This window comes from Gordonia sp. NPDC003950 (assembly GCF_053605205.1).
This window is the reverse complement of record NZ_JBSGIT010000036.1, coordinates 1-22,503: the sequence shown is the minus strand read 5'-3', so window position 1 is coordinate 22,503 and position 22,503 is coordinate 1. Positions and strand designations below refer to the sequence as shown.

The window sequence follows — 22,503 nt, the reverse complement described above, 5'->3', positions numbered from 1 at the left end:
CGTCAATTGCGCAGGTTGATCGACCCGTATTTGAGGCATACCCGGCCGGTGGTGGAGTCGGCCGCCGCGGCGAATCCCCCGCTGCACTGCACGCCGGGGGCACCGGCGTAGGCCTGCCCGCCGACACCGCCGACGGCCACCGAGTACCCGCCCGCACGTGCCTGCGCGACCGACAGCGCCTTGGGGCCGGTGGTGATGGAGTACGACGTCCCGCCGGTGGTGGCGCCGGCCAGTGCCGACGACCCGGGCTGCTGGTTGATCGCGGTGGCGCGTCCGCCGCGGTCGGCCACCGCCACCGCGGTGCCCCCGCCGGTCTCCTGTGCGCTCGCGGTGCTGCCCGCACCGGCCCGCGCGCCACATCCGCTGGTTCCCTGAATGCGTTGCACCTCATGGCCATTCGATGCCTGGCAGGTCACTGCGGAGGCGTCACCGCCACCGAGATGCATTCCCCAGATCACGCCTGCACTCCCCGCAGCCACCACCAGTGCACGCGCTGTCAATCCGTGGAATCGCACAGTGAATCGGCCTCCTCGCCGTATCGGATGTGTTGGACCAGATGGCCAGACCTCGATCAGCCTACTCCCGCTTTTCGGCCAACCGATCGGTGCCGTGGTCACGGAACGACAACAGTTGTCCACACCCGGTACAGTCGCCTCCCGGCCGATACGCCAACGGGACCAGGAGAAACGAAATCCCCTGGCCCCGTTGGCATATGGAACACACTCAGGCCTTAGCGCGACGCTCCGACTCGGCGGTCAGACCCTTCTTCGCCGTCTCCACCGCGGTCTTCTGCCCACGCTTGACGATCAGCCCGGGAAGTTTGACCTTGAGGTCGATCTCCAACTCGAACTCGACGTGGGAACCGTCGCCCTTCGCCGTCACGGTGTAGATGCCCTGCTGCTCGGCGAGCATCTTCGATTCGACGAGCGTCCACGCGCAGGTGTTGTCGGTCCAGGTGTAGGTGACGGTCTGATCGTCGTTGATGCCCGCCGCCGACACAGTCATCGCGACCTGCTCGGGCGCGCCGTCGTCGTAGGAGGTGACGATCGAGGCCGCCTTGTGCGGTGCGGACCAGTCGGGCAGGGATTCCACATCCAGCAGCACCTCCATCACGACCGACGGGGGCGCAGCAACATCGAACTCGGTTTTCGCAGTGACAGCCATGTGACAGAACCTACCCTTCAGGCCTCGCGATCGACGAGTTTCAGCGGCCACGCTTCGTCGGGGATGTCACGCAATCCGCAGGCGACGTCGGTGACGGTGAACCACCCACGAAAATGCAGGATCTCGCCGATGACCGGGTTGCGGACGGTCGCGTCGCACCGGAACCGTTGGTGTTCCTCGTCCCACCCCTCGATGTACTTCATCTCGGAACGGAACAGACCCCGCATGCCGACCTTGGGCCCGCGACCCAGCCACCGCAACGGGCCGCTCTCCAGCAGCAGTTCACCCGCTTCGGTCACCGACGGTTCGATCGGATAGAGCAGTTCGGGACCGTCGCCGAAGTAGTCGACGAGGCCCGATGCCCCCGACACGAGCAGAGAGTTGAGTTTGCGCGATCCCGACGTGTAGTCGAAGGAGCGCAGGACCGCCAGACATTCGCGGCCGAGTTCGTCGCGGTAGCAGTAGTGGCCCTGGGTGAAGGGGACCATCCGGCTCGACTTGGACGGCAGTGCGTTGCGTTTGCCGTAGTACCAGAAGAACGGCGGCGGCAGCGCGGAGGTGATGTACACCGACTCGAGAATGCCGGTGCCGAGCTGGGCGACATTCGAGGTCGAGTCGATGCTGTAACGCCAGGCCACGTTGGGATGCAGTCGGTCGAAGTCGGAACCGAGGGCGTCCTGATAGACGGGCGTCACGAGGACACCACCTCCTCCGGTGTGATCGGCGCGACAGTCGTTGGCGAAGAACCTACTACGCCGCATCCGAACAGGGACTACGAGGGGTTTGTCTCGGGTTTTCCCGATTTCTGCCGGGTTGTCCGGGCCTGTCGTGAGCGGGCCGCTACAGCCGGGCCGCTCCGTCACACAGTCGGGCCAGCTCCCCGATCACCCGGTCGAGCGGTTCGACGCTGCGCTGGGTCTGACACAGTCCGACGGCCCCTTCGATCGCGGAGACGACGAGGATGGCCAGCGAGTCGGCGCGGTCGGGATCGACGCCCTCGGCGACCAGCCGGGTGGCGATGAGCCGGATCCAGTTGCCGAAGATCTCCTCGGCCTCGTCGGCGACGGCGGGCTCGGAGCGGCGGGCGAGCCCGCCGGCGAGCACCGGGCATCCGAACTGGTAGTCGGTGTTGACCAGCATCCGACGCCACACGTCGCCGACCCCGATGACGGCCTCGGCCGGGGAACCGGGATGCTGCGATCCGATGCGGGTGGCCACGAACTCCCCTGCATAGCGGACGGCCTCGGTCATCAGCTGCGTCTTTCCGCCGGGAAAGTGGTGATAGATGGAACCACGCGGGGCCGAACTCGCCGCGATGACATCGCCGATCGAAGTGGCCGCCACACCGTCGCGACCGATCAGGTCGGCGGCGTGCACCACCATCCGCTCCCTCGGTCCACGCTCCCGGGTTGCGGTCGTGAGGATTTCGGTGGACTGGTCGTCCATCGAGCATCAGCTCCTATGCGCACCTTCATAATCACGTGCTTTATGCAACCATACATAATCATGACGACGACGAACACTCCCGACAGCGATCCCGCGCAACTGTCCGGACTGGAGTTGCTGCGCGCGTGGCAGTTCGGTTCCGACGAACGACCCAGCATCGGCCGACTGCTCGGTATGCGGCCGGTCCGCATCGACGAAGGGGACGTCGAGTTCGTGGTGACCCCCAAACCCGACTTCTCCAATCCGCTCGGCACCGTCCACGGCGGCATCTGCGCCACCCTCCTCGACTCCGTCATGGGCTGCGCCATCCACACCACCCTGCCCGCCGGTGTCGGCTACACCACCCTCGAACTGAAGGTGAACTACATCCGATCGGTTCCTCTCGACGCCGACGACCTCACCGGGATCGGCACCGTCATCCACGTCGGCGGGCGAACCGCCACCGCGGACGGGAAGGTGTTCACCGCCGACGGCAAACTCGTGGCCCACGGTTCGACGACGTGCATGGTATTCCGCTGAGCCGGATTGCTGCGGCGTGATCAGCCGCGTAGCGGGGTCCGCAGCCACGGGCTCGCCGGGTCGGTGAGCAACCGACCGAGTACCGGACGGGTGCGGGCGCACGACTGGTCGGCGAGTTCGATTGGGCGCGCGCCATTCTCGGCGGACGCCAACGCCCGCCCCCACTCGAAGGCAACCGCATACGCAGTCCAGTCGGGGTAGAACGCGGCGGCCCGCTCCCCCATCGACAGCACCAGTTGCCAGACCCAATCCTCGTCGCCGAAGCCGACATGTAGGCACATGCGCGCGAGCTCGACGCACTGGCCGATCTCCCACGCCGCGGTGGTGACCGGCACCGCGAGCGGTAGCGCACGGGAAACGGTGGCCACCTGCACACAGGTGATGATGCGGTGGCCCGGAATGTGCCGATGATGGGCCGAGAACGCCGCCAACTGCGCCGAATCGACGCGAATATGATTGCGTGGCAGTCCGTTCGACGCAATGAAAGCGAGGACGGCGTCGTAGTCGGGAGTGATGAGACCCTCGGCGATCGACTCGACCATGTCGAAGGCGGTCTGCGAATCGGTGATCGCCCAGGACTTTCGCAGCGCGCGGCGGATCGCGCGCGGCGTGTCGTGGATCTCCAGGGCGTCGACGGCGTCGGCGCCCGAGGTCAGCGCGAAGAAGGCGCCACAGGCCAGGCCACAGCGTTGCTCGGGTGTCAGCGGTCGGCCCGTCCAGCGGATCGGTGACCCGAGCTCACCCTGGGTGGTGTACTGCGGGGAGGGGCTATGCGGGAAGGGGTTGTGCGGGAAGGGGTTGTGCGGGGTGGGCGCGGCTGAGATCGGGAGCGGCGGTGGTGTCGAGACCTGGGTCGGAGCGTTATATGAATGCTGCAGGGGCACAAAGTTATCGAGCTCATCCAATGCGGCGGTGAGCGCGCCGGCAAAATCGGCACAGCAGGCGAATCGTTGTTCCGGCCGCTTGGCCATGGCCCGCGCGAAGATCCCGTCCACCGCTCGCGGGACCTCCGGGCACCGTTGCGACGCGAGCGGCGGTGGCGTGCTCACGTGGTGATGGACCGCGGACGCAAGATTCGACGCGGGAAACGGTGTTGTGCCGGTAAGCATCTCGAATGCGGTGCAGGCCAGCTGGTACTGATCGGCGGCCGCGGTGATCTCCTCGGTGGCCAGCACCTGTTCCGGCGCACAGTACGCCAGACTGCCGACCAGCAGACCCGTTGCGGTGAGCGACATCTGCGAGTCCTGTGGCTTGGCGATCCCGAAGTCCGCCAGATAGATTCGTCGTCGTCGGTCGCACGTCACCAGGATGTTGGCCGGTTTCACGTCACGGTGGAGCAAACCCGTTCCGTGCGCGTGATCGAGCGCATCGGCGATCGCGGTCACGGTCTCACCGACCACGGCCGGTGGCAGCCGATGAGCCGGACTCTCGCGCAGCATCGACGCTACGTCGGACCCGTCGATGTAGGCCATCGAGATCCAGAGCCGCCCCTCGGATTCGCCTCGGTCATAGGTTGGCACGATGCTCGGGTGCAGCAGCCCGGCGGCGATGTCGGCCTCGCGGTTGAACCGTTCACGGAAGGTCACGTCGTGCTGTAGCGCCTGCGCAAGGACCTTTACCGCGTCCTGTCGCGGGAGACGGGGATGCTGGGCGAGGTAGACCTCTCCCATGCCGCCGACCCCGATCTGACGGAGGACGCGATAACCCGCGAATTCGTCGCCCACCGCCAACGTCGCCATGACGGTAGAGAGTACCCACTCGCGTCGCTCAGAAGGGTGGTGGTTCGTCCGCGCCACCGACACCCCGAGAACCGGGAGTGATTCCCACCAGTATCCGGGACCGGCTCGCCGCCGAATGTGAACGGCGAGGCCGTGAACGCGAAGGCGGGGATGACGCATTCGCCGTGGCGGATGCGGATGAACTCATCCAATGCCGTCGACAGCCGGTACGGATCCACCCCGAACAGAACGAGCTGGGTAGACCCGGCCACGGCGACGACCCCTGCCGCAGCAACGCATCTCGCCGAGAATCGGCCCCCGGAATCTGTGGATCGACAAACCCGTGGGGATGGGGGCCGACCACCACATGCCCGGGCCGGCGTCAGACCGAGTAGCGCTCCCGTAGCGCATTCTGCTGTGACTCGTCGATGCCAAGACCCTGCGCGAAGTAGCCGGCGATGTCGCCGTACTCCTTCGTCACAGTGACGAAGGCGCTGTCGAGGTAGACCGCGTCGACACCCAGGATCGGCATCAGAATGTCGGAATCGCCGCCCTCCGCAGCGAATTCGTCGAACAAGGGCTTGAGCGCGGGGATGAGACGATCGTTGGTCAGCAGGTAGTCGTGGTAGACATCCTCTTTGGACACACCCATCAGGGTCAGAAACGACGCCGCCGCCCAGCCGGTGCGGTCCTTGCCGGTGGTGCAGTGGAACAGTGACGGCTCGGAATGCCCGCCGAGCAGCCCGAGATAGAACGTCCGGTAGCCGGCCAGCGCGCTCGGAAGTTTCACCAGTTCGGAGTAGGTTCCGGAGATCAGCTCCTGGGCCTTGCCGCCCTTGAGTTCCGCGGTCGCCATCGCCACCGTCTTGGGGTCGGAGAGGAACTTTCCGGTATTGGCCGGAATGGCCATGCCGGCGTCGGCGAGCACATCGAGGTGCACGTCGGTGACGTCGGGGAGATCCGGGTCCGGCAATGCCGTCCGTTCCACGGTCGAGCGCAAGTCGTAGATGGTGCGCACGCCGAGCTTCTCGAACTCGGCGAGGTCGGCCGAGGCCATCGAGGAGAAATCGGTCGACCGGTACAGCACTCCGGTCCGGACGCTGCCGGCGCCGGCGGGATAGCCGCCGAGGTCGCGGAGGTTGGGCAGGGTCGCAATCGGACTGGGGGCACCGGGCGTCGTCGTCACGATCTGATTATCGCAGCGCGGTGATCAGGCCAGCGGGCCGGAGTGGGATCCGCCTGCGAAATGTCTCAGTCCGGGCCGGCGGTCGACACAGAATTGTCGTCGCCGACACTCATCCGCTCCGACCCGCCGAAATCGGTCAGTGCAACCAGCAGTGTGGTGTTCGGATATTCTGAACACCATGCCCGGGTCCGACGAGTCCACCTCCGCCCAGATCAGCTCCCGCATCCGTGCAGCTCGAGTCTCTCGTGGCGTGTCGTTACGTGAGTTCGCCCGTCAACTCGGCATCAGTGCGGCGACCCTCAGCGCCACCGAGACCGGCGGGACCGGCATCAGCGTCGACCGTCTCGCAGCCATCGCCGACGCTCTGGGAGTGGCACCCGCCGAACTTCTCGGCACGCAGTCGCGCGTCTCCGAAAGTTCGCTTACAACAACCACTCTCGATCGTTCCGGTCCACCGTCCCGCTGGCGCGTCTACGAAGGGACCGACGTCACCGACCCGGTTCTCGCCGCCGCATTGCGGTGCATCGTCGAGCGCGGCTATCACGGATGTTCGATCCGCGACATCGCCGAGAACGCCGGGTTGTCGATCGCGTCGCTCTACCATCACCATGCGAGCAAACAAGCCATGCTCGTGGCCCTGTTCGATCTGGCGATGACCGACCTCCTCGATCGCGTCGGCGGCGCCCGTGACGAGGCGGGAGACGATCCGGTCCGAGCCCTGCGCCTGATGACCGAGAGTCTGGTGCTGTATCACAGTCACCGGCGCCGACTGTCCTTCCTCGCGTCCACCGAGATGCGCAGCCTCGTCGAACCCGACCGCCGGCGCATCGCCGATCGGCGTACCTCGCTGCAGCGAATGTTCGACGTGGAAGTGGAACACGGAGCCGCACAGGGACTATTCCTGGTCGCTCGCCCGCGTGAGGCCGCACGCGCGGTAGTGGGTTTGTGCATCGCGGTGGCCGACTGGTTCGACCCGGAGGGCTCATCGACTCCCGAGGAGTTGGCAACGACCTACGCGGGCTACGCCCTGAACCTGATGGACGTGCGTCGTCCGTAGAACGAAGTGTTCGAATATTCCAAACGCTCTGTCATGTCGTTTCGGACCGTCCAGAGCTGCTATCGCTATATGCAACGGGTATTGACAACTACTGCCCGGTTGGCCACCCTGAGATACCCGATCGATCGTTCGCTTTTGCGCCGATCACTCATGACCGACGAGAGGACCTCAGAGTGAGCACACCGTCCACCTCCTTGCGCGGGCGCACCGCGATCATTTCCGGCGGAAGCCGCGGTATCGGCGAGGCCATCGCCGTGCGATTGGCCCGAGCGGGTGCGAACGTCACGTTGCTGGCCAAGACCGCGGAGCCCCATCCGAAACTGCCCGGCACCATCTACACGGCCGCGCAGGCCATCGAGGAGGCCGGCGGAGCGGCCCTGCCCATCGTCGGCGACGTTCGCGACGATCGGCAGGTGGCCGACGCCGTGGCGCAGACCGTCGACCGCTTCGGCGGCGTGGACATCGTCGTCAACAATGCGAGCGCGCTCGATCTGACCGCGACCGAGCAGATCGACATGAAACGCTATGACCTCATGCAGGACATCAATGCGCGCGGATCATTTGTGTTGACCAAGAGCGCCATTCCCTATCTGCGCAAGTCCGATCACGCGCACGTGCTGACGCTGTCACCACCGATCACGCTCGACCCGCAGTGGTTCGATTCGATCGGCACGGCCTACACGGTGTCCAAGTTCTCGATGACCCTGGTCGCGCTGGGTCTGGCGCGCGAGTTGGCCGCCGACGGTGTCGCGTCGAACACCTTGTGGCCGCGCACCACCATCAGCACCGCTGCGGTGCGAAACATCCTCAGCGAGAAGCTGATCGAGCGCAGCCGGAGCACCGAGATCATGTCCGACGCCGCGTACGCGATCCTGTCGAAGTCGCCGGACACGGCGACCGGCCAGTGCTACATCGACGACGATGTCCTTGCCGCCGAGGGCGTCACCGACTTCTCCCGCTATCGCACCGTCGACAGCGACGACGAGCTCGAGTTGGACTTCTGGATGACGCGACGCTGACCGGCGATCCGCAGATCTCGGGGGCCGGCATGGGTCCCGGCTACGTCACGAGGCGGCGTCATCGACGTCGGGAATCGCACACACCCCGTCGACGCACACGGCTCCCGATTGCCCGAGCATCTCGAATTTCGTTGTCGGCGTCAGTGTTTCGTCGTTGGTCGTCTCGGTCCGGTCCGGTGTCTCGTCAGGCATCGACGTTCTCCTGCGCCACCTTGCGGAGCACGTCGGCGAATGTCTCCGGTGACTGGGCACCGGAGACGCCGTACCGCCCGTTGATGACGAAGAACGGGACGCCGCTGATGCCGTAGGCGCGGGCCTGTTCGATGTCGGCGCCGACCGCGTCGGCATACTCACCGGATTCAAGCGACGCGCTCACCTGGTCCCGGTCGAGGCCGATGTCGTCGGCGAGTTCCGCGAGGTCGTCGATGCGTCCGACGTGGCGTCCCTCGGTGAAATAGGCACGAAACAGGCGCTCGACCATGTCGAGTTGGCGGCCCTGCGCCTTCGCGAGATGCAGCAGTTCGTGCGCCCTGAGCGTCTTGGTGTGCTGGAGGGCATCGAAGTCGTAGTCAAGTCCCGACTCGGCGGCGATCGTGGTCACCTGCGCGAGCATCTGCTCGACCTGAGCGCGGGGCATACCCTTGTACTCGGCCAGGAACTCGATCTCGGTGCCGTCGAAGTCGACGGGCGTGTCCGGGGCCAGTTCAAAGCTGTGATAGGTCACCACAACTCGGTCCGCGAGACCGGAATCGGCCAGTCCCGCTTCGAATTTCCGCTTCCCGATGTAGCACCACGGGCAGGCGATGTCGGACCAGATGTCGACGGAGATGGAGTCAGTCACGACGCTTTCCAACGCGTGGTCCCGGTGAACAATTCCGCGACACTCACTCAACCAGGAAGACGTCGCGGAGTTGGTCCTGGGTGTCGGCGTCGATGCCGAGTGCTTCGGCGAAGTAGTCATCGACGGTGCCGTACTGGATGGCCACCTCGTCGAAGGCGACGGTGAGGTATGTCGGTGACACCCCGAGCAACGGGCGGAGCAGGTCGGCGTCGCCGCCCGCGGATTCGAATCTCTCGAAGATGCCCGCCATCGTCGGCAGGAAGAGGTCATTGGTCGCAAGGTAGTCCTGGTAGACGTCGTCGCGATCGACGCCCATCAGGCTGAGAAACGCCGCCGCCGCCCATCCGGTGCGGTCCTTGCCGTGGGCGCAGTGGAACAGCGTGGTGGGCCCGGCCAGCAGCCCGGTGAAGAAGGCGCGGTACGCGCGTTTGGCACTGGGCAGATTCACCAGCTGCCGGTAGGCGCCGATCATGCGCTCGACGCCGCTCCCCTCGGCCAATCGCGCATTGGCGGTCGCCACCGCCTCCGGATCGTCGACCAGTGCGTCGAGGTCGGCCGGGGCGCCGTCGTGCGCAGCGTCGGCGAGCACATCGAGCAGCACCGCGGCCGCGTCACCGATGACCGGGTCGGGCGCGGCGTCGGCCTCGACGGGCGACCGCAGGTCGACGATGCTCTGCAGTCCGAGATCCACCAGGACCGCACGGTCGGCCTCGGAGGCCTTGTCCAACGCTGCGGACCGGAACAGTCGGCCGGTGGCGACCGTGCGTCCGTCCCTGGTCGTCGGTCCGCCGATGTCACGGAAGTTGGGGACAGTGGGCAGCTGCGGCAATTCACTCACACCGTTGATTGTGCGGTGTCGGTGCGGATGCGGTGAATTCGGTTGGTGATGGGGCTCGTCACAGCCCGGTGGCCAGATGTGAGTCGGACAGTGGCGGACATGCCCGACCTCGCACTTTCCCGCGGCATCGCGTCGGCCGGCGCCGTCGACGACGACCTCTTGCCCGAGTCGCTCGCCCGTGCCGGTGACATCGAAGAAGCGATCTTCTGGCCCCTCGCGTAAGCGAGCAAGGAAAGCAAGCAACTGCCCGACGAGCAGGCGCGGGACATCGTCGACGCTTCCCGCGCTGAGCGACGCGGTGACCGCGGTCAACCGACTGCCGAGGTCCGTCTGAAAACCGTTCGCACCGATAGGCCTGCACGCATGGAGATGAATGCTCGACCTTGGCGCCCACTCGACGCGTAAGAACGCCCACTCGACGGGAAAGTGCGCACACTCGACGCGAAAGAGCGCACACTCGACGGGAAAGTGCGCACACTCGACGGGAAAGGGCGCACACTCGACGCAAACGCCGAAGGCCGGCCACCCTGTCGGGTGACCGGCCTTCGGTTGAGAAACGCTATGAGAGTTGAGGTTTCGAAAACCTCAACCAGCGGGAGACGGGATCAGAATCCCATTCCGCCCATCTCGTCGCCACCCGGCATTGCCGGGGCCGGGTTCTTCTCCGGCTTGTCGGCGACGACGGCCTCGGTGGTGAGGAACAGGGCCGCGATCGAGGCTGCGTTCTGCAGCGCCGAGCGGGTGACCTTCACCGGGTCGTTGATGCCGGCGGCCAGCAGGTCCTCGTAGTTGCCGGTGCCGGCGTTGAGGCCGGTGCCCTTCGGCGAGTTGAGGATCTTGTCGGCGACAACGCCGGGCTCGAGGCCCGCGTTGAAGGCGATCTGCTTGGCCGGAGCCGACAGCGCAACCTTGACGATGTTGGCACCGGTGGCCTCGTCGCCTTCCAGCGAGAGTCCGTCGATGACCGGCTCGGACTGCAGCAGGGCCACGCCACCGCCGGCGACGATGCCCTCTTCGACGGCAGCCTTCGCGTTGCGGACGGCGTCCTCGATGCGGTGCTTGCGCTCCTTGAGCTCGACCTCGGTGGCCGCGCCGGCCTTGATGACCGCAACACCGCCGGCCAGCTTGGCCAGACGCTCCTGCAGCTTCTCACGGTCGTAGTCGGAGTCGCTGTTCTCGATCTCGCTGCGGATCTGCGCCACGCGACCGGCGATCGCGTCGGCATCACCGGCACCGTCGACGATGGTGGTCTCGTCCTTGGTCACGACGACCTTGCGGGCGGTGCCGAGCAGCTCGACGCCGGCGCCCTCGAGGGACAGGCCGACCTCTTCGCTGATGACCTCGCCACCGGTGAGGATGGCGATGTCGGCCAGCATGGCCTTGCGACGGTCACCGAAGCCCGGGGCCTTGACGGCGACGGACTTGAAGGTGCCACGGATCTTGTTGACGACCAGGGTCGAGAGGGCTTCACCCTCGACGTCCTCGGCGATGATCAGCAGCGGCTTGCCGGCCTGGATGACCTTCTCCAGCAGCGGCAGCAGGTCCTTGACGGTCGAGACCTTGCCCGACACGAGCAGGATGTAGGGATCTTCGAGGACGGCTTCCTGGCGGTCGGCGTCGGTCACGAAGTAGCCCGAGATGTAGCCCTTGTCGAAGCGCATGCCCTCGGTGAGCTCCAGCTGCAGCCCGAAGGTGTTGGACTCCTCGACGGTGATGACGCCTTCCTTGCCGACCTTGTCCATCGCCTCGGCGATGAGCTCGCCGATCGAGGGGTCGCCGGCCGAGATGCCCGCGGTGGCAGCGATCTGCTCCTTGGTCTCGACCTCCTTGGCGCTCTTCAGCAGCGACTCGGTGACGGCCTCGACGGCCTTCTCGATGCCGCGCTTGAGACCCAGCGGGTTGGCGCCGGCAGCGACGTTGCGCAGACCCTCACGCACGAGAGCCTGGGCGAGCACGGTGGCGGTGGTGGTGCCGTCACCCGCGACGTCGTCGGTCTTCTTGGCAACTTCCTTGACGAGCTCCGCGCCGATCTTCTCGTACGGGTCCTCGAGCTCGATTTCCTTGGCGATGGAGACACCGTCGTTGGTGATGGTGGGGGCGCCCCACTTCTTCTCCAGAACGACGTTGCGGCCCTTGGGTCCCAACGTCACCTTGACTGCGTCGGCGAGGCTGTTGAGACCCCGCTCGAGGCCGCGACGGGCCTCTTCGTCGAACGCGATTTGCTTGGCCATGGGTAAGTGATCCTCCGATAGGGGGTGACACTAGGTTTCGTATGGCCGGAACTCGGTGCCCGCGACGGACGACCGGCGTGTCAGGTGCCGATCTCACCGTCCCGACCTGGCACTCGCAGTACGTGAGTGCCAACGTCCGTTTTAGCACTCGGCCCTGGTGAGTGCAAGGTGTGACTGCCGTCCGGATACACCGGCGCCGTGTTCAGCCAGAGGCCACCAGGAGCGGCACCAATTGCTCGTCGGCAGTCCAGGCGCCGTGGTGGCCGATCATCTTCGCCTCGGACGGTTCGGCCTCGCTGCGGACCAGCACCGTCGTCCCTTGTCCGACGGCGACGATGTCGCCGATCCGGGACGCGATCCGCGGGGGCACGGCGTGGCCGAACCAGCCCTCGTCGAGCACCTGCTCGCGTGTCGCCGTACGCGCATCGTCGTCGCCGACCACCTGCGCCCACGCCGCGAGCACGTCGTCGCGCGCACCGTCCTCGGTGTACAGATGCCGCACGCGCGGCTCGCCGGCGATCATCGCGACCCCCGCGGTCAGTGCGTCCTCGACATCGAGGTCGATGCGACGCCCTGCCGCCAGCATGCCGTGATCGCCGGTCACCGCCAGGGAGGCGTCGGCGGGAAGGCTCGAGGCGATGTCGGCGACGAGGCGATCCACCGTGCGCAGCGCCCCGAGCCACTCGGGCGATCCCGGGCCATACCGATGCCCCGCGGCGTCGAGGTCGGACAGGTAGGCGTAGACGAACCGGGGTCGTTTGCTGCGGCGGACGAGGGTGTTGACGACCCCGTCCAGAACGGAGTCCGACGAGTTGGCCGGCCAGTAGCGTCCGGTCGCGCGGAACGCCACCTGGGTCAGGCCGGTGCCGCGGAACTCACCGGGCATCACGTAGGAGATCTCCACGCCCGCATCGGCGAGGCCGGCCAGCGCTCCGGCCAACGGCGCCACCAGGTTCGGCGGGTACGTCACCAGCGCCGACGGGCCGTCGGAACTATCCATCGTCCAGCGCAGGGCGTTGAGCAGCCGCGGGGTTCCGCGGGTGCGGGAATCGTCGTCAGGCCGAAAGGCGTATCCGATGATGCCGTGCACCCCGCAGGGCGCGCCGGTGGTGAGGCTGGTGATCGAGGTGGCGGTGGTCGACGGGAACCCGGCGCGCAGTCCGGCCGCGCGCAGGCGGGCGAGGGTCGGCGCGTCGTCGGCGTGCCGCTGCAGCAGTCGGTCACCGAGGCCGTCGACCATCAGCAACACCACCGTCGACGCGGCGAGGTCGGGCATCCCTTCCGTCGCGGCGCCGGGGTCGAGCAGCGTCGTGCCGATCCACGGCAGCACGTCGGCGAGCGTGCGGGGATGGGCTCCCCAGTCGGCCGGCGGGAGCTCCTCCATCACGACGTCTGCCGTTGCGGGCTGTGCCGAAGGGGCGCGATCCATAGCTCCGCATTGTGCCGCACCGACGGCGACGCGTCGGCCTTCCGGTCCACTCCGAGCCCGGCGAATGCCAACGGAATAAAAGTTGATTGTCATGCGCTCAACTTGACATAAGTATTCACACGCAAACGAAATGATAGGACTCGCCATGGCAACCACCCGCCTCGTTCCCGCCCGTCGTCGTGCCGCCGCGCCGCTGTTCACACCGTTCCGCCCCTTCGACGACCCGCGCGGTCTGCTCGACGTCGTCGACGCCGCCTTTGCCGGTCTCGACTCCCCCCGCTTCGCCGACGCCTGGACACCGGCGGTCACCGTCGAGGAAACCGACGGCGCCTACCGCGTCGAGGCAGAACTGCCCGGCATCAAGCGTGAGGATGTCACCGTCGAACTCGACGAGAAGATCCTGCACATCCACGGTGAGACAACCGAGACCGAGCGGACCGGCAAGGTCCGCCACCAGACGCGTCGCACCGGGAAGTTCGACTACCGGCTCCGCCTCCCCCAGGAGGTCAACGCCGACGCCGTGACGGCAACCCTCACCGACGGCGTATTGACCCTCGAACTCGCCAAGGCGGTACCCACCGGCGCCCGTCAGATCACCATCTCCGACGAGTCGCCCGCCGCGCAGGCGGACACCACTGCGGCCGAAACCACTCAGGTGGAGACCGCATCGGCCGGCACTCCCGAGACCCCGCTGTCCGGGGCCACCGAGAGTGAGGTCACCGAGGGCTGATCCCCCGGTTCCGTTCGGGTCGGAGAATGCGCACGATGCCGCCCCACGCATGTCGTGGGGCGGCATCGTGGTGTCTGAGGCGTGTTCGGTCTCCGCGATCCCGCGGTCGGGCGGGTGGGGGTCGCCACACACGGACGCCGATTTGCGCGCGGATGCGTCCCATCGCCAGTGCGGAGGCCGCACAGTCGCGCGAATGACCTGTTCCCCGCGCTACATACGCGATCGTGACCTCATGGTGCTACTTTCGCCACGACATGTGCGTGCCGTCGGCACGCTGTCGGGGTGTGGGAAGGGTGAATCATGCGCGGGTCGCCGGATGCGCAGATCGCCGGACACCGACTGGCCGAGATCGTCGGCCAGGGCGGGATGGGGACGGTCTACGCCGCACACCATCCGCGTCTGCCACGGATGGTCGCGTTGAAGGTGCTCAACGCGTCGGTGTCCGCCGACCCGGCCTTCCGTCGGCGTTTCCAGCGCGAGGCCCACCTCTCGGCCGGTCTCGAACACCCGCACATCGTCTCGGTGTATGACTGCGGCGAGGATCACGGCAATTTGTGGATCAGCATGCGACTGGTGCGCGGCACCTCCGTGGCGGCGTTGGTGGCCGGCGCACCGCAGGGAATGCCCATCCCGACCGCGCTGGCCATCCTCAACGACACCGCCCGCGCACTCGACTTCGGGCACCGGCGCGGGGTGGTCCACCGCGACGTGAAACCCGCCAACATCCTCATCGACACCGAGATCGATCAGACAATGCTCACCGACTTCGGTATCGCCCGGCAGATCGGCACCGACGACGGACTCACCGCGGCGGGAACGTTCATCGGCACCTTCGACTACTGCTCGCCGGAACAGATGTCCGGCCACGATCTCGACGGCCGGTCGGATCAATACAGCCTTGCCTGCATGGCCGTCCAGATGCTCACCGGGTGCAAACCGTTCCAGGGACCGACCGTCGCGACCGTCATGAAGCAGCACCTCGTCGATCCCCCGCCATCGGTGTCGGCCATGCGACAGGGACTTTCACCCGCCGCCGACCCGGTGATCGCGCGTGGCATGGCCAAACATCCGCAGGAGCGTTTCGCCTCCTGCGTCGAGTTCGTGCAGGCGCTCGGCGCCGCCCTGTCGACACCCGAGTCGGTGCGGTCCGAACCCGCGGAACATACTGGGGCGCAGCAGGACACACCGGACTCCGGTGTCGGCGATGCGTATTCTGAGACGGTCGTCGCACCGGCAACCCTGGCACCGGCACCCGACCTGCACTACGCATTCGTCGGAGACGAACAGCAATTCACCTACACGCTGGTCGGGGTCACCCATACCGTCACACTGCGACAGATCCGGGCGACCCGCGACCTACCGCAACACCGGGTGAATTCCGGCGATCTGGGTGGGTGGGTCGCCTCGGAGACGAACCTCTCAGATCAGGCATGGGTGGGCGAGGACGCCTGGGTGGTCGGCGACGCCCGGGTCCGCGAGAACGCGAGCGTGCGTGACAACGCCTTGGTGGGCGACCGCACCGACATCTCCGGCACCACACGCGTCGACGGCAATGCCTCGGTGTTCGGCGATGCCACGGTATCGGGTACGGCACGCATCTCCGGTGACGCCGAAATCAACGGCACCGCATCGGTTTCCGGATCGGCCTGGGTGTACGAGGAGGCCGTGATCGGGGACGCGTCGATCATCGACGGAAACTCGCGAATCTGTGGTCGAGCCAAGATCGGCGGCCACGCCCGCGTCGACGAGTTCGCGATCGTGAGTGACCGGTGCCGCATCAGCGATCGGGCAACCGTTCGCGGCCACGCGCGGGTGGGCGACGCCGCGATCGTCTCCGGATCGGCCGTCGTCGACGGGCGGGCCCGTATCCACGGCCACGCCGAGGTCGCCGGGGCGGCCCAGATCGGTGACGACGCAGCGATATCCGGCAACGCGCGGGTCGCCGGGCAGGCCGTGGTCCGCGACGATCAGAAGGTGGATTCGGGCACCCGGGCGTGAGGTGAGCGCCGTTCGGGTCACCTCAGCTTGCGGCGCAGCAGTTTTCCCGTCGCCGAGCGGGGGAGTTCACCGACGATCTCGATCTCCCGCGGGTACTTGAAGGCGGCGAGACGGTCGCGGCAGTAGTCGATCAGCCCGGCCTCGGACACCGAATCCGGTTCGGCGAGAACGACGAACGCCTTGACCGACTCGCCCCGGTACTCGTCGGGGATGCCGACCACGGCGGCGTCGACGACCGCCGGATGGGTGCGCACGACGCGTTCGACCTCCGTAGGCCACACCTTGTACCCGGACGCGTTGATGAGTTCGCTCTTGCGGTCGATGATGTAGAACCAGCCGTCGTCGTCCATGAATCCCAGGTCGCCGGTGCGTAATTCGCCGCCAACGAAGGTGTCCGCACTGGCCCGGGGGTTCTGCCAGTAGCCGTCGACCACCTGCGGGCCGGACACCACGAGTTCACCGATCTCACCGGCGGGCAGATCGGCACCGGACTCGTCGACGACTCGTACCGACGTGTCGAACACCGGCACCCCGACCGACAGCACACCGGTTTCCGGGTCGACCGGGGCATCCCTCCCGAGGGGCACCATGTGGGTGGGTGAGGTGGTCTCGGTGAGTCCGTAGACGTTGTGGATGTAACCGCCGAGCCGATCGGCGATCCGCTGGGCGGTCTCCGGATCGATCGGGGCGCCGCCCGACAGCCGCAGTCGAAGCGGCTCCAGTTCGGTTGCGGTGATCGTTGATTCGTCGGCGAGTGCGATGTAGGCGGTGATCACCGCGACCATGAAACCGGGGCGGTGACGCCGGATGGCGTCGGCCATCACCTCGGGATGGAAGCGGTGGGTCAGCACCAGGGTTGCGCCGAGCAGGGTGGCGAGCATGACGCCACCGATCAGCCCCGTCACGTGGAAGACCGGCGACGCACCGAGGACCGGTTCGCGCGTCGCACCGGTCCAGTCCCGGTACACGTGGGCACTGAACACGAGGTTCGCATGGGTCAGGCGCGCCCCCTTGGGTGGTCCGGTGGTTCCCGACGTCGCCATCAGCACCGCGGTGTCGAGCGGACCGACCGGTCGTGCCGGCACCGCCCGGTCCGTCGGCCACCCGGCGATCAGCGCGTCGAGATCGATGGTGTCGGCGGGCGCGTTTCGTCCGAAGTCGGCATCGGGAAACAACCTCGCATCCGGATCACCCACGCCGCTGATCGGCGACGCGGTGAGCACCACCCGTATCCCGGAGTGCCCGTCGCCCAACAGGTTCCGAAGTCGGTCCTCGTAGATGTCGTCGAGGACCAGCAGCGCCGTCGGCGTGTACTCACCGAGCCGTGCGGCGAGTTCGTCGGCGGTCGACATCGGGCTGAGGGTCGCGGCCACTCCCCCGGCGCGCCAGGCCGCGATCAACCCGATGACGAACGCCGGATCATTCTGCAGGATCAGGGCCATCCGGTCGCCCGGTGCGAATCCCCGGGCGATGAGCAACGCGGCGACGGCGCCGGCCGCGTGGTCGAGTTCCGACCACGTCAGCACGCGGTCGAAGTAGGCGATCGCGATGTCGTCGGGATGGGCGGCGACCGTCGCGTCGAACATGTCGAGCGCGGTCGCGACACCGATCCGCAGGTGCGCCCCACGTCCCGGCGCATAGTGGGCCAACCACGGACGTCGGTCGTAGACGTCGACGCGGTGTTCGGAGTCCGGTGCTGCGGGTGTGTTCATCGCGTCCGCGAGTGTACGAACGCGTGACCTCCCGTGTCCGGCGAACGCGCGGACAGGCAGCGCACCAATGGCCTACCGTGTTCAGCATGGCTGAACGAAGTGCGGTCGGATCGGCGGTTCGGCGCACCCGTGAACACGCGGGGATCACCCTGCGTGCGCTGGCGAGCGCGCTCGGCGTCAGCGTCGGCACCATGAGTGCGATCGAGAACGACAAGGTCGCCGTCACGATCGACCGCCTGAACGCGATCGCCGCTGCACTCGACGTGCCGAGTTCCACGCTCCTCGATTTCGACGCCGGCGCACCGGTGGCCGACGCCGCACATCCCGCCTCCGGCGACTGGCGCCACTTCGCCGACCTCGATCTGGACCCGGTGCTCTCGGCCGCGGTGGAGGTGTTCACCGAGACCGGCTATCACGGCGCGACGATGCGGCTGGTGGCCAACGCCGCGGGCATCAGCGTCGCCGGGATCTATCACCATCACCGTAGTAAGCAGCAGATGCTCGTCGCGCTCTGCGATCTCACGATCGCCGACATCACCTGGCGGATGGCCGCCGCATCCGATGAAACCGATTCTCCGGTGGAGGGTTTCGCGAAGATGGTGGAGGCACTCGCACTGTGTCACACCCACCGCCGCGACCTGGCCTTCATCGTGGCCACCGAGATGCGCAGCCTCGAGGAGCCCGACCGGTCCCGGATCGCCGACAATCGCCGTCGCATCCAGCAACGCCTCGACCACGCGGCCGCCCGCGCCGTCGCGACCGGCGCGTTCACCACCGACACACCCCACAACACCGGCCGCGCCATCGCCACCATGTGCATGGCACTGCCCTACTGGTTCTCGCCTCGCGGGCCGCAGTCCCCCGACGAGGTGGCCGCCGAGTACGCCCGGCTGGCGCTGACCATGATGGGCCATCGGGTTCAGCCCGACTGAACATCAGCGAGCTCCGACCGCCGCCGACAAGCCTGCGGCGGCGGGGGTTGACGCACGCCGGGTCCGTCTGTGATCCTCATCTCACTGAACCCGGTCCGAACGATCGCTCGGACTGTTCAGACTCAGACGAATCGATGGAGGCGACCACCCATGACATCCGCACCACAAGCTCCCGACCTCACCGAGCTCCTCGACGGCGCACCCAGCAACTGGGGGAAGTGGGGTCAAGACGACGAAGTGGGCAGTCTCAACTACCTGACCGCCGAGCAGGTGCTCGCCGGAGCCGCACTGATCCGCAAGGGCGCCCTGTTCACGCTGCAACGCCTGATCGGCGACCCCAACGGTGACCCGGTGTGGCCCGGACGCAGCCCGGCCACCCGGGAGATGATCCTCGACGAGTCGCACTGGGACGAGGGTGGTGACGGGCCGGCCTTCCCCGGCGGGCTGCATTACGCCGACGACAAGATCAACGCCTTCCTGCAGGGCTCCACCCAGTACGACGCCCTCGGACATGTCTGGTACGGCGGCAAGATCTGGAACGGCTACGACGCCCGCACCACCGTCGGCGGACTCGACAAGGCCAGCGTCGAACCCATCGCCGAACGCGGCGTCGCCGGTCGCGCCGTGCTGCTGGACATGGCCCGCTTCCGTGGTGTCGACTGCCTCGGCCCCCGCGAGACCTTCGACCACACCGACCTCGAGAAGTGCGCCGCCGCACAGGGTATCGAGATCAAGCCGCGCGACATCCTGCTGATCCGCACCAACCATCTGGAGTTGTTCTTCCGTCAGGGCGACAAGTTCTACGACGACTTCTGCGAGCCCGGCCTGGTGTATTCCCCGGAACTCGTGGAGTGGTTCCAGGGCAAGGAGATTCCCAACCTCGTCACCGACACGATCGCCAACGAGATCACCACCGACCCGCACAACGGTGTCGCCCTGGTGCTGCACAACGCCCTGATGCGCAACCTCGGCGTCGCCTTCACCGAGATCTGCGACATGGAGAAACTCGCCGCCGATTGCGCCGCCGACGGTGTGTACGAATTCTTCTATGTCGCGGCGCCGTTGAAGATCCACAATGCGACCGGATCCCCGGTGAACCCGGTGGTGCTCAAGTGAGCAGCCCCACCTACGCCGACCGGCCGTGGCTGGCCCTGTACCCGCCGGGATCGCCACCCGACATCGACGTCGAGTACCGCACCGGACTCGACATCTTCGACGCCGCGGTCGCCGATCATCCCGATGATCCGTTCCTGCTCTACTTCGATGGCTCACTGAGCTTCGGCGATGTCGACAAGGCGTCACGCGCTGTGGCTGTCACGTTGCGCGAGAGGGGATTCAACGCCGGCGACCGACTTGCCCTGTACGTGCAGAACAATCCGGCGTTCGTCATCGGTCTGATCGCCGCCTGGCGGGCCGGTGGTGCCGCCGTGGCGATCAACCCGATGAACAAGGCCCGGGAGTTGACCTATCTGCTCACCGACTCCGGCGCGGTCGCCCTGCTCACCCTCGACGACCTGTACGAGACCGTCGCCAAGGAGGTGATCGCGGCCGGCAGTACGTCGGTGCACACGGTGATCACCTGCTCGCCGTTGGACTTCCAGGGTCGTAACGACGAGCGTCTCTTTGCCGGACTCACCCGGACGAAGCCGGAGGGAACGCTGGACCTGCTCACCATCATCGACGATGACATCGGCGCGGAGTTGCCGCCGGTGACGTTGAGCCCCGACGACGTCGCGGTGCTCGCCTACACCTCGGGTACCACCGGTAATCCCAAGGGCGCTATGAACACTCATGGGAACCTGGCGTTCAATGCGCAGACGTATCGGGATTGGACCGGCCTCAAGCCGGGTGAGGGTGTGCTGGGCGTGGCACCGCTGTTCCACATCACCGGGCTGGTAGGGCATGTGATGTTCGCGATGATCGCCGGGTCGCCGCTGGTGCTTGCGCATCGTTTCGAACCGTCGGTCATGCTCGACGCCATCCGGGAGCACCGTCCGGTGTTCACGGTCGCCGCGATCACCGCGTTCAACGCCCTGGCGTCGGCACCGGGAGCCACCCGCGACGATTTCGAGAGTCTGCGAATCCTGTACTCGGGTGGCGCTCCGATCGCACCGGCCGTCGCCGACCGCCTCGAGGAGGTCTTCGGCGCCTACATCCACAACATCTACGGGCTCACCGAGACCAACTCCCCGTCTCATGGTGTGCCACTGGGTGTCCGGGCTCCGGTCGATCCGGCGTCGGGAGCGTTGTCGGTGGGCGTGCCGGTGTTCAACACCGTGGTGCGCGTCGTCGACGAGACCGGCAACGACGTCGCGCCCGGCGAGGTCGGCGAGTTCGTCACGTCCGGTCCACAGGTGGTGGCGGGGTACTGGAACAAGCCGGAGGCGACGGCGAGTTCGATCCCCGGCGGTGCGCTACACACCGGCGACGTCGGTTTCATGGACTCCGACGGCTGGTTCTATCTCGTCGACCGCAAGAAGGACATGATCAACGCGTCCGGATACAAGGTTTGGCCACGGGAGGTCGAGGACGTCCTCTACACCCATCCGGCCGTCCGGGAGGCGGCGGTCGTCGGGGTACCGGACGACTACCGCGGTGAAACGGTGAAAGCCTATGTCTCCCTGCGCGAAGGTGAGTCCGTCGACCCCGACGACCTGATCGCCTTCTGCAAGGAACAGATGGCGGCCTACAAGTATCCGCGCACGGTGGAGATCGTCGGCGAACTACCGAAGACCGTCACCGGCAAGATCCTGCGAAGGGAGTTGCGGGACAACGGCTGAGGACCGTCATGCAGCTCGGCCGGCGGTGACTTCCGCCGGCCGAGTTGCCCCACCCAGCCGGTCGAGTGCCGGCAGAGCTTGCGAGCCTACCGCGGATAGGTGGTGATGGTTTCCCCGGTGACGGGGTCGCGCCAGATGACCGCCCGATCGGCGAGCATGGTGGGGATCAACAGCCCCATGTGTTTTCGTTGGTGGTCCGGGGTACACAGCGGCATCAGGTTGAATTCCACCGTCCAGCCACCGGTGATCGGATCGCGGTGCACGAATTTCACCAGGTATCGATCTGGCAGTCACTGGCCGGCCGGCCGCACTGCGGGTATCGGCAGGTGCCGTCCAATTCGATGATCTTCTCCCGTAACCAGGCTGGTATCCGATATGTCAACGCACCCGGTGGTGGGAGGAGATAGCCGCCGTGTCCGGACGGGTCGACCGGGGTTGCGGGGAACGGGTCGTCGAGACGACGCCACGCCGCCGGTATCCGTTCCAGCGAGGTGGTGGTGCTGATGGTGGATATGTCCAGGGTGGGACACTCGGTGACGGTCACCAACTGTCCCGAACTGATCAACGCTCTGGCGTGAGCTTCGTCAATCACGCCGAAGTATTCCAGCCGGGCTTCCCGCTGCCCGGACGGATCGGTGATCAACGACAGCGACAACTGCGAATCACTGTCGGTATCGGGTTCGGTGTCTGTGTCGGTGTCGGGTTGCGCCTCGACGGTATCCGCTGCCACACAGTCAGCGTCGCCGTAGGTGACCGTCTGGGGATTGTCGGTCGTCTCGGGTTCGGTGATCTCATCAGGCTCACCACGCTCGGTTTCGACATCGTCGAACAGATCAGCCGCGTCGTCGTCGGGGTCGATGTCGCGGTCGGTCAGACCACAGGGCTCATCCGGCAACGGGACCG

General features: G+C 66.7%; 22 protein-coding genes and 1 pseudogene. 9 read left to right on the top strand and 14 right to left on the bottom strand.

Annotated elements, in window-relative coordinates:
* Nucleotides 1-2 precede the first annotated feature (2 nt).
* From ACWETB_RS22620 to ACWETB_RS22605, 4 genes are all read right to left on the bottom strand, one after another.
* The gene (locus tag ACWETB_RS22620; protein WP_452213787.1) at nucleotides 3-515 is read right to left on the bottom strand and encodes a DUF6764 family protein; all 513 of its coding nucleotides are present in this window, start codon (nucleotides 513-515) and stop codon (nucleotides 3-5) included.
* 208 nt (nucleotides 516-723) lie between these two features.
* Nucleotides 724-1,164 (bottom strand): SRPBCC family protein, encoded by a 441-nt coding sequence (locus ACWETB_RS22615; protein ID WP_452213785.1) that lies wholly within the window; start codon nucleotides 1,162-1,164, stop codon nucleotides 724-726.
* Between the two features lie 17 nt (nucleotides 1,165-1,181).
* On the bottom strand, nucleotides 1,182-1,859 hold the full coding sequence (locus tag ACWETB_RS22610; RefSeq protein ID WP_449742220.1) for a DUF4166 domain-containing protein: 678 nt from the start codon (nucleotides 1,857-1,859) through the stop codon (nucleotides 1,182-1,184).
* Nucleotides 1,860-2,004: 145 nt separating this feature from the next.
* Complete coding sequence (locus ACWETB_RS22605) at nucleotides 2,005-2,610, bottom strand: TetR/AcrR family transcriptional regulator (protein ID WP_452213782.1); 606 nt, start codon at nucleotides 2,608-2,610, stop codon at nucleotides 2,005-2,007.
* Between the two features lie 42 nt (nucleotides 2,611-2,652).
* Between ACWETB_RS22605 and ACWETB_RS22600 the strand changes: the two genes are divergently transcribed.
* The gene (locus ACWETB_RS22600) at nucleotides 2,653-3,129 is read left to right on the top strand and encodes a PaaI family thioesterase (protein ID WP_449742222.1); all 477 of its coding nucleotides are present in this window, start codon (nucleotides 2,653-2,655) and stop codon (nucleotides 3,127-3,129) included.
* 20 nt (nucleotides 3,130-3,149) lie between these two features.
* On the opposite strand, the gene ACWETB_RS22595 is transcribed toward ACWETB_RS22600, so the two are convergent.
* Both ACWETB_RS22595 and ACWETB_RS22590 read right to left on the bottom strand, forming a co-directional pair.
* Nucleotides 3,150-4,868 carry a protein kinase domain-containing protein gene (locus tag ACWETB_RS22595; protein ID WP_449742223.1) on the bottom strand — a complete coding sequence of 573 codons (1,719 nt, stop codon included), beginning with the start codon at nucleotides 4,866-4,868 and terminating at the stop codon, nucleotides 3,150-3,152.
* A gap of 361 nt (nucleotides 4,869-5,229) precedes the next feature.
* Nucleotides 5,230-6,033 (bottom strand): tyrosine-protein phosphatase, encoded by an 804-nt coding sequence (locus ACWETB_RS22590; protein ID WP_452213780.1) that lies wholly within the window; start codon nucleotides 6,031-6,033, stop codon nucleotides 5,230-5,232.
* A gap of 178 nt (nucleotides 6,034-6,211) precedes the next feature.
* On the opposite strand from ACWETB_RS22590, the gene ACWETB_RS22585 reads away from it, so the two are divergent.
* Entirely contained in the window at nucleotides 6,212-7,090 is an 879-nt protein-coding gene (locus ACWETB_RS22585; RefSeq protein ID WP_452213778.1) for a TetR family transcriptional regulator, read from the top strand.
* A 173-nt stretch (nucleotides 7,091-7,263) separates the two neighbouring features.
* Nucleotides 7,264-8,109 carry an SDR family oxidoreductase gene (locus tag ACWETB_RS22580; RefSeq protein WP_449742226.1) on the top strand — a complete coding sequence of 282 codons (846 nt, stop codon included), beginning with the start codon at nucleotides 7,264-7,266 and terminating at the stop codon, nucleotides 8,107-8,109.
* Nucleotides 8,110-8,154: 45 nt separating this feature from the next.
* Here the strand turns inward: ACWETB_RS22580 and ACWETB_RS22575 are convergent, their stop codons facing one another.
* From ACWETB_RS22575 to ACWETB_RS22565, 3 genes are read right to left on the bottom strand one after another with little or no spacing between them, the layout of a single operon-like run.
* Entirely contained in the window at nucleotides 8,155-8,301 is a 147-nt protein-coding gene (locus tag ACWETB_RS22575; RefSeq protein ID WP_449742227.1) for a hypothetical protein, read from the bottom strand.
* On the bottom strand, nucleotides 8,294-8,950 hold the full coding sequence (locus ACWETB_RS22570) for a DsbA family oxidoreductase (RefSeq protein ID WP_449742228.1): 657 nt from the start codon (nucleotides 8,948-8,950) through the stop codon (nucleotides 8,294-8,296). Before ACWETB_RS22570 ends, ACWETB_RS22575 begins: the two co-directional genes overlap by 8 nt.
* Before the next feature lie 43 nt (nucleotides 8,951-8,993).
* Nucleotides 8,994-9,788 (bottom strand): tyrosine-protein phosphatase, encoded by a 795-nt coding sequence (locus ACWETB_RS22565; RefSeq protein WP_449742229.1) that lies wholly within the window; start codon nucleotides 9,786-9,788, stop codon nucleotides 8,994-8,996.
* 99 nt (nucleotides 9,789-9,887) lie between these two features.
* On the opposite strand from ACWETB_RS22565, the gene ACWETB_RS22560 reads away from it, so the two are divergent.
* Nucleotides 9,888-10,010: a hypothetical protein gene (locus ACWETB_RS22560; protein ID WP_452213774.1), complete on the top strand. Its 123-nt coding sequence runs from the start codon at nucleotides 9,888-9,890 to the stop codon at nucleotides 10,008-10,010.
* 383 nt (nucleotides 10,011-10,393) lie between these two features.
* Here the strand turns inward: ACWETB_RS22560 and groL are convergent, their stop codons facing one another.
* Both groL and ACWETB_RS22550 read right to left on the bottom strand, forming a co-directional pair.
* Complete coding sequence (gene groL / locus ACWETB_RS22555; protein WP_348805187.1) at nucleotides 10,394-12,019, bottom strand: chaperonin GroEL; 1,626 nt, start codon at nucleotides 12,017-12,019, stop codon at nucleotides 10,394-10,396.
* Nucleotides 12,020-12,221: 202 nt separating this feature from the next.
* On the bottom strand, nucleotides 12,222-13,448 hold the full coding sequence (locus ACWETB_RS22550) for an alkaline phosphatase family protein (RefSeq protein ID WP_449742231.1): 1,227 nt from the start codon (nucleotides 13,446-13,448) through the stop codon (nucleotides 12,222-12,224).
* A gap of 145 nt (nucleotides 13,449-13,593) precedes the next feature.
* Between ACWETB_RS22550 and ACWETB_RS22545 the strand changes: the two genes are divergently transcribed.
* Together ACWETB_RS22545 and ACWETB_RS22540 are read left to right on the top strand one after the other, a co-directional pair.
* Nucleotides 13,594-14,178, top strand: a complete 585-nt coding sequence (locus ACWETB_RS22545; protein WP_452213772.1) for an Hsp20/alpha crystallin family protein — start codon at nucleotides 13,594-13,596, stop codon at nucleotides 14,176-14,178.
* Nucleotides 14,179-14,478: 300 nt separating this feature from the next.
* Nucleotides 14,479-16,176, top strand: coding sequence for a protein kinase domain-containing protein (locus ACWETB_RS22540; protein ID WP_452213770.1), 1,698 nt, complete (start codon nucleotides 14,479-14,481; stop codon nucleotides 16,174-16,176).
* A 17-nt stretch (nucleotides 16,177-16,193) separates the two neighbouring features.
* On the opposite strand, the gene ACWETB_RS22535 is transcribed toward ACWETB_RS22540, so the two are convergent.
* The gene (locus ACWETB_RS22535; protein WP_449742234.1) at nucleotides 16,194-17,888 is read right to left on the bottom strand and encodes a class I adenylate-forming enzyme family protein; all 1,695 of its coding nucleotides are present in this window, start codon (nucleotides 17,886-17,888) and stop codon (nucleotides 16,194-16,196) included.
* A gap of 86 nt (nucleotides 17,889-17,974) precedes the next feature.
* Between ACWETB_RS22535 and ACWETB_RS22530 the strand changes: the two genes are divergently transcribed.
* The 3 genes from ACWETB_RS22530 to ACWETB_RS22520 all read left to right on the top strand — a co-directional run bounded on the left by ACWETB_RS22530 (nucleotide 17,975) and on the right by ACWETB_RS22520 (nucleotide 21,600).
* Complete coding sequence (locus ACWETB_RS22530) at nucleotides 17,975-18,820, top strand: TetR family transcriptional regulator (protein ID WP_452213768.1); 846 nt, start codon at nucleotides 17,975-17,977, stop codon at nucleotides 18,818-18,820.
* Between the two features lie 150 nt (nucleotides 18,821-18,970).
* Nucleotides 18,971-19,936 carry a cyclase family protein gene (locus ACWETB_RS22525; protein ID WP_452213766.1) on the top strand — a complete coding sequence of 322 codons (966 nt, stop codon included), beginning with the start codon at nucleotides 18,971-18,973 and terminating at the stop codon, nucleotides 19,934-19,936.
* Entirely contained in the window at nucleotides 19,933-21,600 is a 1,668-nt protein-coding gene (locus tag ACWETB_RS22520) for a class I adenylate-forming enzyme family protein (protein ID WP_449742237.1), read from the top strand. The genes ACWETB_RS22525 and ACWETB_RS22520 overlap by 4 nt, the downstream gene beginning before the upstream one ends.
* An 86-nt stretch (nucleotides 21,601-21,686) precedes the next feature.
* Here ACWETB_RS22520 and ACWETB_RS22515 read toward each other — a convergent pair whose 3' ends face one another.
* A complete protein-coding gene (locus ACWETB_RS22515; protein ID WP_452213763.1) occupies nucleotides 21,687-21,872 on the bottom strand; it encodes a hypothetical protein in 186 nt (61 codons plus the stop codon).
* Nucleotides 21,869-22,503: pseudogene (locus ACWETB_RS22510) on the bottom strand (hypothetical protein); the annotation flags it as partial. The gene ACWETB_RS22515 and the pseudogene ACWETB_RS22510, both read right to left, overlap by 4 nt.

Coding starts and splice junctions, on each gene's coding strand:
- ACWETB_RS22530 (WP_452213768.1), top strand. CDS start 17,975: ATGGCTGAACGAAGTGCGGTCGGATCGGCGGTTCGGCGCACCCGTGAA.
- ACWETB_RS22560 (WP_452213774.1), top strand. CDS start 9,888: ATGCCCGACCTCGCACTTTCCCGCGGCATCGCGTCGGCCGGCGCCGTC.
- ACWETB_RS22550 (WP_449742231.1), bottom strand. CDS start 13,448: ATGGATCGCGCCCCTTCGGCACAGCCCGCAACGGCAGACGTCGTGATG.
- ACWETB_RS22545 (WP_452213772.1), top strand. CDS start 13,594: ATGGCAACCACCCGCCTCGTTCCCGCCCGTCGTCGTGCCGCCGCGCCG.
- ACWETB_RS22535 (WP_449742234.1), bottom strand. CDS start 17,888: ATGAACACACCCGCAGCACCGGACTCCGAACACCGCGTCGACGTCTAC.
- ACWETB_RS22595 (WP_449742223.1), bottom strand. CDS start 4,868: ATGGCGACGTTGGCGGTGGGCGACGAATTCGCGGGTTATCGCGTCCTC.
- ACWETB_RS22575 (WP_449742227.1), bottom strand. CDS start 8,301: ATGCCTGACGAGACACCGGACCGGACCGAGACGACCAACGACGAAACA.
- ACWETB_RS22605 (WP_452213782.1), bottom strand. CDS start 2,610: ATGGACGACCAGTCCACCGAAATCCTCACGACCGCAACCCGGGAGCGT.
- ACWETB_RS22600 (WP_449742222.1), top strand. CDS start 2,653: ATGCAACCATACATAATCATGACGACGACGAACACTCCCGACAGCGAT.
- groL (WP_348805187.1), bottom strand. CDS start 12,019: ATGGCCAAGCAAATCGCGTTCGACGAAGAGGCCCGTCGCGGCCTCGAG.
- ACWETB_RS22615 (WP_452213785.1), bottom strand. CDS start 1,164: ATGGCTGTCACTGCGAAAACCGAGTTCGATGTTGCTGCGCCCCCGTCG.
- ACWETB_RS22525 (WP_452213766.1), top strand. CDS start 18,971: ATGACATCCGCACCACAAGCTCCCGACCTCACCGAGCTCCTCGACGGC.
- ACWETB_RS22585 (WP_452213778.1), top strand. CDS start 6,212: ATGCCCGGGTCCGACGAGTCCACCTCCGCCCAGATCAGCTCCCGCATC.
- ACWETB_RS22540 (WP_452213770.1), top strand. CDS start 14,479: ATGCGCGGGTCGCCGGATGCGCAGATCGCCGGACACCGACTGGCCGAG.